Annotated in this window: 9 protein-coding genes; 6 read left to right on the plus strand and 3 right to left on the minus strand. The window is 74.7% G+C overall.

Translation table 11 applies throughout. The annotated features are described in order from the left end of the window. Positions 1 to 154 precede the first annotated feature (154 nt). Both tilS and LQ51_RS08655 read left to right on the plus strand, forming a co-directional pair. Positions 155 to 1114 (plus strand): tRNA lysidine(34) synthetase TilS, encoded by a 960-nt coding sequence (gene tilS / locus LQ51_RS08650; protein WP_046564178.1) that lies wholly within the window; start codon positions 155 to 157, stop codon positions 1112 to 1114. A 484-nt stretch (positions 1115 to 1598) separates the two neighbouring features. Further along, positions 1599 to 3227 (plus strand): gamma-glutamyltransferase family protein, encoded by a 1629-nt coding sequence (locus LQ51_RS08655; RefSeq protein ID WP_046564179.1) that lies wholly within the window; start codon positions 1599 to 1601, stop codon positions 3225 to 3227. Here the strand turns inward: LQ51_RS08655 and LQ51_RS08660 are convergent, their stop codons facing one another. After that, the gene (locus tag LQ51_RS08660) at positions 3228 to 4187 is read right to left on the minus strand and encodes a GlxA family transcriptional regulator (RefSeq protein WP_046564180.1); all 960 of its coding nucleotides are present in this window, start codon (positions 4185 to 4187) and stop codon (positions 3228 to 3230) included. It lies immediately after the preceding gene. 150 nt (positions 4188 to 4337) lie between these two features. On the opposite strand from LQ51_RS08660, the gene LQ51_RS33345 reads away from it, so the two are divergent. The 4 genes from LQ51_RS33345 (at position 4338) to folE (ending at position 8232) form a co-directional block, all read left to right on the plus strand. Further along, a complete protein-coding gene (locus LQ51_RS33345; protein ID WP_197087581.1) occupies positions 4338 to 4475 on the plus strand; it encodes a hypothetical protein in 138 nt (45 codons plus the stop codon). Between the two features lie 99 nt (positions 4476 to 4574). After that, positions 4575 to 5150 (plus strand): hypoxanthine phosphoribosyltransferase, encoded by a 576-nt coding sequence (hpt, locus tag LQ51_RS08670; protein ID WP_046564182.1) that lies wholly within the window; start codon positions 4575 to 4577, stop codon positions 5148 to 5150. A gap of 371 nt (positions 5151 to 5521) precedes the next feature. Then, a complete protein-coding gene (ftsH, locus tag LQ51_RS08675; RefSeq protein ID WP_046564185.1) occupies positions 5522 to 7531 on the plus strand; it encodes an ATP-dependent zinc metalloprotease FtsH in 2010 nt (669 codons plus the stop codon). A 35-nt stretch (positions 7532 to 7566) separates the two neighbouring features. Continuing rightward, the gene (folE, locus tag LQ51_RS08680; protein ID WP_046564183.1) at positions 7567 to 8232 is read left to right on the plus strand and encodes a GTP cyclohydrolase I FolE; all 666 of its coding nucleotides are present in this window, start codon (positions 7567 to 7569) and stop codon (positions 8230 to 8232) included. Between the two features lie 66 nt (positions 8233 to 8298). Here the strand turns inward: folE and LQ51_RS08685 are convergent, their stop codons facing one another. Then, entirely contained in the window at positions 8299 to 9003 is a 705-nt protein-coding gene (locus LQ51_RS08685) for a hypothetical protein (protein WP_046564184.1), read from the minus strand. Next, a partial coding sequence (locus tag LQ51_RS08690) for an FtsK/SpoIIIE domain-containing protein (protein ID WP_046564187.1) occupies positions 9000 to 11192 on the minus strand: 2193 nt, incomplete at its 5' end. The genes LQ51_RS08690 and LQ51_RS08685, both read right to left, overlap by 4 nt.

Below are 11192 nucleotides of genomic sequence, written 5' to 3' on the forward strand. Positions count from 1 at the left end.
CGCGGTGAGTGGGCCGGGTTCGGGGGCCGGGCAGGGGTCGGGCGCCTTGAGTGGGCCGGGTTCGCGGGCCGGGCGGGCGCGGAGGCAGGGCGATGCGGCCGGTGGGCCGGGTGCACCGGCGCGGAACGCGGCCCGGGCCCCTCTCGCTCCGCCGGTGGCCGCCGTCCGGCTCGCCGTGCGCCGGGCGTTGACCGGGCTGCCCGACGCCGGGCCGGTGCTGGTGGCCTGCTCCGGCGGCGCCGATTCGCTCGCGCTGGCCGTCGCGACCGCCTTCGTGGCGCCCCGCCTCGGCCGCCGGGCCGGCCTGGTCACCGTCGACCACGGTCTGCAACCCGGCTCCGCCGAGCGGGCCGGGGCGGTCGCCGCCTGGGCCCGCGAGCAGGGGTTCGATCCCGTTGAGGCGGTGCCGGTACGGGTCCCGGGGCGGCCCGGCGGTCCGGAGGCGGCCGCCCGCGCGGCCCGGTACGAGGCCCTCGCCGACGCCGCCCGGCGGCACGACGCCGCCGCGGTGCTGCTCGGCCACACCCGGGACGACCAGGCCGAGACGGTGCTGCTGGCGTTGGCCCGGGGCGCCGGCCCGCGTGGCCTCTCCGGCATGCCGCCGCGCCGGGACCTGGCCGGGGTGCCCCTGCTCCGCCCGCTGCTCGACGTCCCCCGCGAAGAGACCCGCGCGGCGTGCGCCGCCCTCGGCCTGCGTCCGTGGCAGGACCCGCACAACACCGATCCGGCGTACGCCCGCTCGCGGGTCCGGGCGGACCTGCTCCCGGCACTGGTCGACGCCCTCGGCCCCGGGGTGGTGGCGAACCTGGCCCGGACCGCCCGGCTTCTCGCCGCCGACACCGCCGCCCTCGACGACCTGGCCGACGCCGCGCTCGCCGACGCCCGGTGCGCCGAAGGCGGCCTCTCGGTCGACGCGCTGGCCGCGCTGCCGGCGGCGCTACGCACCCGGGTGCTGCACGCCTGGGCCCGCGAGCTGGGCGCGGCGCCGGCCGCCCTGTCGCAGCGGCACGTCGCCGCGCTGGACGCCCTGGTCACCGACTGGCACGGCCAGGGCCCGGTGCACCTGCCGGGTGGCCTGCCGGTGCGCCGCCGCGCCGACCGCCTCACCCGGTGACCGCCCCGCCCCCGTGATCGCCCTGGACCGGGGTCGCTGTGGACCGTGATCGCTGTGGATCGGGGTCGCTGTGGACCGTGATCGCTGTGGATCGGGGTCGCTGTGGACCGTGATCGCTGTGGACCGGGATCGCTGTGGATCGGGGTCGCTGTGGACCGTGATCGCTGTGGACCGGGATCGCTGTGGATCGGGATTGCTGTGGACCGTGATGGCCGTGGACCGGGGTCGCCGTGGACCAGGATGGTCCCGCCACACCGTCCCGCCGCGTGCTCGACTCCGGCCACCCCGGTCGTGATCAACTCTGGTTGCGGCAAACCGTGCCCTCCGGCCCGAAGAAAGCCACGATATGCGGCATGTCGCGGGGGCCGGCGCGCCGCTCGTCTGGGCGCGCGGGGGCGCGCGGGGCGCGCGGGGGCGCGGCGTGCGCTGGGGGGCGCGGGAGGTGGGGGTCGCCGGGAGCCGCCGGAGGCGGTAGACAGGGCGCATGGCGTACCCCCGACAGCCGCTCCTGGCCCCCAACGGTGCCGTCACGACCAGCCAGCCGCTCGCGGCGGCCGCGGGTCTGGCCGTGCTGCGGCGCGGCGGCAATGCCGTCGACGCGGCGCTGGCCACCGCGATCACCCTGACCGTGGTGCAGCCGCCCTCCAACGACATCGGCGGCGACCTGTTCGCGATCGTCTGGGACGGCGAGCGGCTGCACGGGTTGAACGCCTCCGGGCGGTCCCCGGCGGCGTTGACCCGGGAGCTGGTGCTGGCGGCGACCGACCGGCGGGGCGCGGAGCCGGTCGAGGCGCTGGGCGGGGCCCAGGCGGTGGGGCCGGTGATGCCGGCACGGGGCTGGCTGCCGGTGACCGTGCCGGGCGCCCCGGCCGGCTGGCGGGACCTGCACGAACGGTTCGGCTCGCTGCCCTTCGCCGAGCTGTTCACCGATGCGATCGGGTACGCCGAGCAGGGCTTTCCGGTGGCCCCGGGCACCGCCGCCACCTGGGCCTACGGGGTGGCCGGGCACGCCGGGCTGGCCGGGGCGGAGTACGCCGGGTTCGGGCCGACGTTCACCGTGGACGGCCGCGCCCCCGAGGCGGGGGAGCGGTGGCGGAACCCGGAGGCGGCGGGCACGCTGCGGCGGATCGCGGAGAGCCGCGCGGCGGACTTCTACCAGGGGCGGATCGCCGCGGCGATCGACGGGTACGCGGCCCGGACCGGCGGCTTCCTCACCGGCGACGACCTCGCCGCGCACACCTCGACCTGGGTCGACCCGGTCTGCGCCCGGTACCGGGGGCACGAGGTGTGGGAGTTGCCGCCGAACGGGCAGGGGCTCGCCGCGCTGCTGGCGCTGAACGTCCTGGACGGGGTGGACCTGGCCGCGCTCTCCCCGGAGGAGCGGCTGCACTGGCAGATCGAGGCGGTGAAGCTCGGCTTCGCCGACGCCCACGCGTACGTCGCCGACCCGGAGCGGGCCGACGTGCCGACCGCGGCCCTGCTGGACCCGGCGTACGCGGCGGGCCGCCGGGCGCTGGTCACCGAGCGGGCCGGGGATCCGGTGGCCGGTGAGCCGGAGCGCGGCGGCACCGTCTATCTCTGCACGGCCGACTCGGGCGGAATGATGGTCAGCCTGATCCAGTCGACGTACATGGCCTTCGGGTCGCACGTGGTGGTGCCCGGGTACGGCTTCGCGTTGCAGAACCGGGGCCTCGGGTTCCGGCTGGAGCCGGCGCACCCGAACCTGGTGGGGCCGGCCAAGCGCCCGTACCACAGCATCATCCCGGGCTTCCTGACCCGGGACGGGGCGCCGGTCGGTCCGTTCGGGGTGATGGGCGGGCACATGCAGCCGCAGGGGCACGTGCAGCTGGTCTCGGCCACCGTCGACGCCGGGCGGGATCCGCAGGCCGCCCTGGACACCCCGCGCTGGTACTGGCACGCCGGGCGGATCGTGCTGGTCGAGCCCGACCTCGACCCGGGGGTGGTCGACGGCCTGCGGGCCCGCGGCCACGAGGTGGTGGTGGCGGACCAGCCGGCCGTCTTCGGGTACGGGCAGGCCATCTGGCGCCACCCGTCGGGCGGGTACGTGGCCGGCTCGGAGTCGCGGGTGGACGGGGCGATGCTGGGCTGGTGATCAGGCCTCGACGCGTTCGCGGAAGGTGGTCCGGTAGGCCTGCGGGGTGGTGCCGACCCGGCGGGTGAAGTGGTGCCGCAGGGCGGCGGCGTCGCCGAAGCCGGCCTGGCCGGCGACGCTCTCCACGCTCAGCCGGGTCTCCTCCAGCAGCCGTCGGGCCAGCAGCACCCGCTGGTTGGTCAGCCAGTCGTGCGGGGTGGTGCCGGTCTCGGCGCGGAACCGGCGGGCGAAGGTCCGGGGCGCCATCCCGGCCCGGCGGGCCAACTCGTCCACGCTGACGGTCCGGTCCAGGTGGCCCATCAGCCACTCCAGCACCGGCTCCAGGGTGGGCGCCTCCGGCGCCTTCGGGATGGGCGCCTCGACGTACTGGGACTGTCCGCCGTCGCGGTGCGGCGGAACGACCATCCGCCGGGCCAGCCGGGTGGCGGTGGCCGAGCCGTGCGCCTGGCGGACCAGGTGCAGGCAGGCGTCGATCCCGGCGGCGGTGCCGGCGCTGGTGAGCAGCCGGCCGTCCTGCACGTAGAGCGAGTTGCACCGCACCCGCGCCGCCGGGAAGCGCCGTTGCAGGTCGTCGACGTGCCGCCAGTGGGTGGTGCAGTCCCGCCCGTCGAGCAGCCCGGCCTCGCCGAGCACGTACGCCCCGGAGCAGACGCTGAGCACCCAGGCGCCCCGCTCGGCGGCCCGGCGCAGCGCGGCCAGCGCCGGCTCGGGGACCGGTGCCCCGTCGCCGTGGGCGGGCACCGCGACGAGGTCGGCGTCCTCGAACGGGGTGAGGTCGGCGGTCGGGGTGAGCAGGAAGCCCGAGCGGCTGCGGACCGGGGCGCCGTCGGCGGTGCAGACGTCGAACCGGTAGCCGGGGAAGCCGTCGGCGGTGCGGTCGGTGCCGAACACCTCGGCGAGGACGCCGAGTTCGAACGCGGCGACGTCGTCGAGGGCGAGAACGGCGACCGAGCGAAGCATGTGACGAGGGTAACCCAGGAGGTGGCAGAAAATCGACGTGCACTGGCATCTCTGCCACTGTCCGGCCGGCCCGGTCGGGCGCAGACTTGCTGATGTCCGGTGCGCACCGGCGGCGAAACCGACATCAACCACGCGAAAGCGAGCGCCGCCATGACCGTCCTCCTGCTCCTGCTCTTCCTCCTCTTCCTCCTGGCCGCCAGCGCGACCGGGCTGACCACCGACAGCCGCGACTCGGCCGACTGGAAGCCGACCGACGACGGCCGCCGCTGGCGCTCCCGCACCTGCTGAGATGATTTGCGCCAGCTGCGCCGAAAATCCGCGGTGGGACCGCGCCAAATGGGGCGGCCCCGCCGACGGCGGCCATCCGGCGTACGGCAGGCTAGGAGCATGGCTGACGGCTCCTGGTACGACGCCGACATCGACCACGTGATCATCTCCGAGGCGCAGATCCGCGAGAAGACCGCGGAACTGGCCAAGCAGGTCTCCGCGGATTATGCCCACGTCGACGACGGTCTCCTGCTCGTCTGCGTGCTCAAGGGCGCGGTCATGTTCATGGCCGACTTCGCCCGGGCGCTGGGCCGCCAGGGCCCGCCCGCCGAGCTGGATTTCATGGCCATCTCCTCGTACGGCCAGGGCACCACCTCCTCCGGCGTGGTCCGCATCCTCAAGGACCTGGACCGGGACATCGCCGGCCGGCACGTGGTGGTGGTCGAGGACATCGTCGACTCCGGCCTGACCCTCTCCTGGCTGCTGCGCTACCTCGAGTCGCGCTCCGCGGCCAGCGTCGAGGTGGTCGCGCTCTTCCGCAAGCCGGACGCGATCAAGGTCGAGGTGCCGGTGAAGTACGTCGGCTTCGACATCCCGACCGAGTTCGTGGTCGGCTACGGCCTGGACTTCGGCGAGCGCTACCGGGAGCTGCCCTACGTGGGCGTGCTCAAGCCCGAGGTGTACGCCCGCAACTGATCGTCCGGGCCTCGTCAAGCGGACATTCAGCGGGCTCTCAGCCTTCCGGACTACGGTAGAGGCCGGTGGCGTGGAGGCACCCTCCACGCCCGACCCCTCGCACCGCGTGACCGGGCGGTCGGAAGGTCGGGCGGGGAGTCCTCGTCCCGCCGGCTCAAACCCGGGTTCGCCGTACGCGTAAGTGCCGGGCTCGCAAGCTCACATCTGGCATGCACGGTGTACCGTCGAATGACCGTGGCGCGGCAGTTGGCGCGCCCCGGGGTCGGGGCCGGCCCGCACGGCGGCTGCGGCGCCGCTCGAGGCGGCGACACCATTCAGACGGTCAGGACGTCGATCAGGAGGATGCGGGCGCTCCGGTGCCCGACGACAGCATGGAACGTACGCGTTTCTTCCGCCGACCGGTGGTCTGGATCATCCTGGTCATCCTCGGCGCCGTTTTGCTCAGTCAAGTCTTCACGGCTGGCCCCAGCTACCACCGCGTGGACACGTCGGTGGCGCTCGACCAGCTCCATACCGCGAAGATCGAAAAGGCGGTCTTCCAGGACAAGGAGCAGACGCTCCAGCTCAACCTCGCGCAGAAGACCAAGTTCGGTGACACCACCACCGACCGGATCGAGGCCCAGTTCCCGTACGAGGTGGGCAACCAGGTCTGGAACGAGGTCCTGGCGGCCAAGGCGGCCAACCGGATCACCGGCCCGGCCGACACCAAGGTCTCCTCGGACAGCATCTGGGTGAGCCTGCTGGTCAACCTCCTCCCCATCGCGCTGCTCGTGCTCCTGCTGCTGTTCTTCATGTCGCAGATGCAGGGCGGCGGCTCGCGGGTGCTCAACTTCGGCAAGTCCAAGGCGAAGATGATCACCAAGGACACGCCGAAGACCACCTTCGCGGACGTGGCCGGGGCGGACGAGGCCGTCGAGGAACTGCACGAGATCAAGGACTTCCTGCAGAACCCGGCGAAGTACCAGGCCCTGGGCGCCAAGATCCCGAAGGGCGTGCTGCTCTTCGGTCCGCCCGGCACCGGTAAGACCCTGCTCGCCCGGGCGGTCGCCGGCGAGGCGGGCGTGCCGTTCTACTCCATCTCCGGCTCGGACTTCGTGGAGATGTTCGTCGGTGTCGGCGCCAGCCGGGTCCGCGACCTCTTCGAGCAGGCCAAGTCGAACGCGCCGGCGATCGTCTTCGTCGACGAGATCGACGCCGTCGGCCGGCACCGCGGCGCCGGCATGGGCGGCGGCCACGACGAGCGGGAGCAGACGCTCAACCAGCTCCTCGTCGAGATGGACGGCTTCGACACCAAGGGCGGCGTGATCCTGATCGCCGCCACCAACCGGCCGGACATCCTCGACCCGGCGCTGCTGCGCCCGGGCCGCTTCGACCGGCAGATCCCGGTCGACGCCCCCGACATGGAGGGTCGCAAGGCCATCCTGCGGGTGCACGCCAAGGGCAAGCCGTTCACGCCCGACGTCGACCTCGACTCGGTCGCCCGGCGCACCCCCGGCTTCAGCGGCGCCGACCTGGCCAACGTGATCAACGAGGCCGCGCTGCTCACCGCCCGCAAGGACCAGCGGGCGATCACCAATGACTCCCTGGAGGAGTCGATCGACCGGGTGATCGCCGGTCCGCAGCGCCGGACCCGGGTGATGAGCGACCAGGAGAAGAAGATCACCGCGTACCACGAGGGTGGGCACGCGCTGGTCGCCTGGGCGCTGCCGCACGCCGCGCCGGTGCACAAGGTGACCATCCTGTCCCGGGGTCGGTCGCTGGGCCACACCCTGGTCCTGCCGACCGAGGACAAGTACACCCAGACCCGGGCCGAGATGATCGACACCCTGGCGTACGCGCTGGGCGGTCGGGCCGCCGAGGAACTCGTCTTCCACGAGCCCACCACCGGCGCCGGCAACGACATCGAGAAGGCCACCCAGTTGGCCCGCGCGATGATCACCCAGTACGGCATGAGCTCCAAGCTCGGTGCGATCAAGTACGGCACCAGCGGCGACGAGCCGTTCCTCGGCCGCAACATGGGCCACGAGCGGGACTACTCCGACGCGGTGGCCGCCGAGATCGACGGCGAGATGCGGGCGCTCATCGAGCTGGCCCACGACGAGGCCTGGGAGATCCTGGTGGAATACCGGGACGTCCTGGACAACATCGTGCTCGAGCTGATGGAGAAGGAAACCCTCTCCACCGCCGACATGGCCCGGATCTGCGCCCGGGTGGCGAAGCGCCCGCCGATGGCCCCGTACCACGGCTTCGGCAAGCGCCAGCCCTCCACCGAGCCGCCCGTGCTCACGCCCGCCGAGAAGGACGCCCTGAAGGCGCAGGCGCAGGCCGACGGCGCCTCGGTCAGCGGTGCCCCGTCGAGCAACTCGGACGGTACGCACTGAGCAGCGACCCGACGGCCAGCTCCCCGCACCGGGAGCTGGCCGTCTCCGCTACCGAGCCCGACGACGGCGACGGGCTCGACTTCGTCGCCGCCCGCCTGATCAGCGGCAAGCTGACCGGGCGCCCGGTGGAGGAGACGGTGGACCTCGCCCGGATCGAGAAGGCCGTGCGGGAGATCCTGATCGCCGTCGGCGAGAACCCGGACCGGGACGGTCTCCAGCAGACCCCGGCCCGGGTCGCCCGCGCGTACGCCGAACTCTTCGCCGGGCTGCGGGTCGACCCCGCGCAGGTGCTCAGCACCACCTTCGAGGCCAACCACGAGGAACTCGTGCTGGTCCGGGACATCGACGTGATGAGCCTCTGCGAGCACCACCTGCTGCCGTTCCGGGGCAGTGCGCACATCGGCTACATCCCGGGGCCGGACGGGCGGATCACCGGCCTGTCCAAGCTGGCCCGGCTGGTCGAGGTCTTCGCCCGCCGGCCCCAGGTGCAGGAACGGCTCACCTCGCAGATCGCCGATCTGCTGATGACCAAGCTGGAGCCGCGCGGTGTCATCGTGGTGCTCGAATGCGAGCACATGTGCATGGCCATGCGCGGCATCCAGAAGTCCGGGGCGAAGACCATCACCTCGGCCGTGCGGGGCAGCCTCCAGCGGGACGCCAAGTCCCGCGCCGAGGCGATGTCCCTGATCCTGCACCGCTGACCGGCCGGCTCACCGCGCTGACGGCGGACCCGCTCGACCGGGCCGCCGCGCCGGGGCACCCCGACGTCAGGCGCCGGCCAGCATCGCCAGCAGCAGCCCGGCGGTGGCCAGCACCGCCGGGACCAGGCAGACCAGCGCGCCGAACCGTGGCGTCCGGTCCACCCGGTCCGTCGGCCGGGGCCGGAACAGCCGTCCCACCGCCAGCCAGCCCGCCATGAACGCCACCGCCGGCATCGGCAGCCCGACCACCAGCGCCAGGATGCTCACCGGTCCGGTGCCGGTGGCCAGGAAGAGCACCAGCTGCACCAGCGGAACCAGCAGCGCCAGCGGCCCGTACACCAGCAGGTTGCGCGGGCGCGCCGGCCAGCGGGCCAGCCGGGGCAGGCCGCGGGCCGCGAGCGTGTCGTCGGCCGCCTCCGCCCAGCCCCGGGCGGCCCGCAGGGCGGCCAGTACCGCCGCCGGTCCGCCCGCCATCGCCCGCGCCGACTCGGTGACCTCCGGCGGCGTCGGCACCAGCGACAGCGCCGCCACGCCCAACTCCCGCAACCGCGACTGCTGCGGCGCCAGCCGCTCGCGTACCGCGGTCAACTCCTCGCGGGCGGCGGCCACCGACCGGGCCTGCTCGCCGGCGGCGGTCGCCGCGGCCCGGCGTACCCCGTCCAGCTGCCGGGCCGCTGCCACATAGTCCGACCAGGCCGCCCCGGCCAGGTCGGCAGCCGTCTCCGGCCCCACCGGACGGGACGCCGGGACGGCCGTACCGGTCTCGGTCACGCCGGCTCCTCCCCGAACGGCACCAGAACCGTCCCCTGCTCGCCCGGGCCGTCCCAGAGCATCGCCCGGCCCGGCCGGGGCCGCCACGCCACCGGCCGGTCGAAGAGCTGCTCCAACCGGGCACCCGGCACATCCGTCACCACCACGGCGGTGAGCTTGTCGACCTCCCCCTCCGGGCCGACCAGCCCGGCCAGCGGCGCCACCGACCGCCACCAGCCGAGCAGATGCCGCCCCTCCGGCGGACCCTCCAGCAGCAGCGTGCGCAGCAGCTCGGGCGGCAGCTCCCGGGCGTCCGGCACGTCCAGCCCGAAGACCACCAGGTAGCCGGGTTCGCCGGCCTCGACCGCCGCCCGCAGACCGGCCACGTCCACGGTCCGCACCACGTGCCGCTCGGCCAGCTCGGCGGCGAGCGCCGCCGCCGGCTCGGCCGACCCGTTCGCCAGCGGCGCCAGCACGAAGCTCGCCGGGCCGGGTTGCACCGCCGCGCTCCGGACCGCGGTGACCAGCAGCCGCTCCGCCTCCTCGTCCCGCCCCAGCACCGCCAGGTTCCGGCCGGCGGCCGTCCCGAGCGGCACGGCCACCGTGCTGCGGTGCACGTCCACCGCCCGGCCGAGCAGCGCGGCCGGGGTGTGCGCCCGCCCGGCCAGCGCGGCCCGGTGCCGCGGGTCGTTCGCGAGCAGCGGCCGGGCGTACCCGGCGAAGACCACCGGCGGGGCGGCGTCCGCCGGGCGGGCCGACCAGAGCCGGTGTCGCAGCTCCGCGAGGACCTCCGGAACCGCGTGCGGGTCCGGGAAACGGATCATCCGTTCGTGGCCCCGGGTCGCACCGCGCGGGCCGCCGAGGCCGCCGGCCGTGTTCACCACCGCGCTGCCCACCGGCAGCCCGGCCGCCGCGTCGTTCGTCGGCTCCAGCACCGCCGACCCGCCGGGCAGCGCCACCCGGACCGGGAACTGGCCGAGCAGCGGATCACGCGGACCCCCGACGCCCAGGTCACCCTCGCCGGCCAGGACCAGATGGATCCCGTACGCCCGCGCCGCGCGGGCCAGCGCGTCCAGCCGGCTCAGCAGCTCGGTGGCGAGCCGGTCCCGCTCGCGCAGCAGCAACGGGAAGCTGTCGATCACGCAGACGATCCGGGGCAGCGACTGGTGCTCGCGCAGCTCCGCGTACCGCTGGCCGCCGGCCCGCCGGCCCGCGTCCTCCCGCCGGCGCAACTCCGCCTCCAGCTCGCCCAGCAGCTCCGCCACGTACTCCCGGTCGACCGCCATCCCCGCGGCCCGGACCTGCGGGACCCAGGAGCGGTCCCGCTCGGTCTGCAGGAACTCCACGAAGGACTCACCCTCGGCCAGATCGGCGAGGTAGAGCACCAGCTCGTCCGGCCCGTAGCGGGCGGCCAGACCGAACAACGCGTTGGTGAGGAACGCCGACCGGCCGGCCGCCGACCGGCCGCTGACCAGCCAGTGCGGGGTCAACTCGGTGAAGCCGAGGCTGACCGGCCGGCCCGCCGCGTCACCGACCATGGTGGAGAGCCCTTCGACCGAGGCCGTCGACCACAGCTCATCGGCCGGCAGCAGATCGGTCAGGGCCAGCCGGGAGCCGTCCTCGATCTGCTGGGCCAACCGGCGGCAGACCTCGCTGACCAGCTCCTCGGGCGGATCCTCGGCCAGGAAGACCGGGGCGTTCAGCCCGCCGGGCGGCTCCGCCCCCGGACCGCCGTACGCGGCCCCCGGCGGGTCACCGACCAGCGCGTACGCGGTCCGGACCGCGATCGTGGTGGCCTGGGGCAGCGGGGACGGCGCCGACCAGCCGGCCACCACCAGGTGCAGCCCGGCCCGGTGCCCCCGGGCGGCCAGCTCCTCGATCCGGGCGAGGTCCGAGGGGGCGGTGCCGTCCGGCAGGGCGGCCACCACCAGCAGCAGCGTACGGTCGTGCCCGCGTTGTCGGGCGGTGCCGGCGGTCACCCACTGCTCGGCCTCGGCCAGGACCGCCCGGAACCCGGCCAGATCCGTCGCGGGTGGCGGCAGGAGACCGGCGTCGGCCAGCGCCGCGAACCCGCTGAAGGTCTCCGCCGTGCCGTCGACCGACCGGGCCAGCAGCGCGCCGGCCGGAGTCGCGGCGAAGAGCCGCAGCAGCAGCGCCCGCAGCAGCCCGGCCACCCGAGGATCCGCCGCGTCGGCGTCGACCGCCAGGTG

The organism is Micromonospora sp. HK10, from assembly GCF_000982955.1.
Taxonomy (GTDB): domain Bacteria; phylum Actinomycetota; class Actinomycetes; order Mycobacteriales; family Micromonosporaceae; genus Micromonospora.

Bases quoted from the DNA above. Each gene is read 5' to 3' on its own strand.
- ftsH (WP_046564185.1), top strand. From the start codon at position 5,522: ATGGAACGTACGCGTTTCTTCCGCCGACCGGTGGTCTGGATCATCCTG.
- LQ51_RS08660 (WP_046564180.1), bottom strand. From the start codon at position 4,187: ATGCTTCGCTCGGTCGCCGTTCTCGCCCTCGACGACGTCGCCGCGTTC.
- hpt (WP_046564182.1), top strand. From the start codon at position 4,575: ATGGCTGACGGCTCCTGGTACGACGCCGACATCGACCACGTGATCATC.
- LQ51_RS33345 (WP_197087581.1), top strand. From the start codon at position 4,338: ATGACCGTCCTCCTGCTCCTGCTCTTCCTCCTCTTCCTCCTGGCCGCC.
- LQ51_RS08655 (WP_046564179.1), top strand. From the start codon at position 1,599: ATGGCGTACCCCCGACAGCCGCTCCTGGCCCCCAACGGTGCCGTCACG.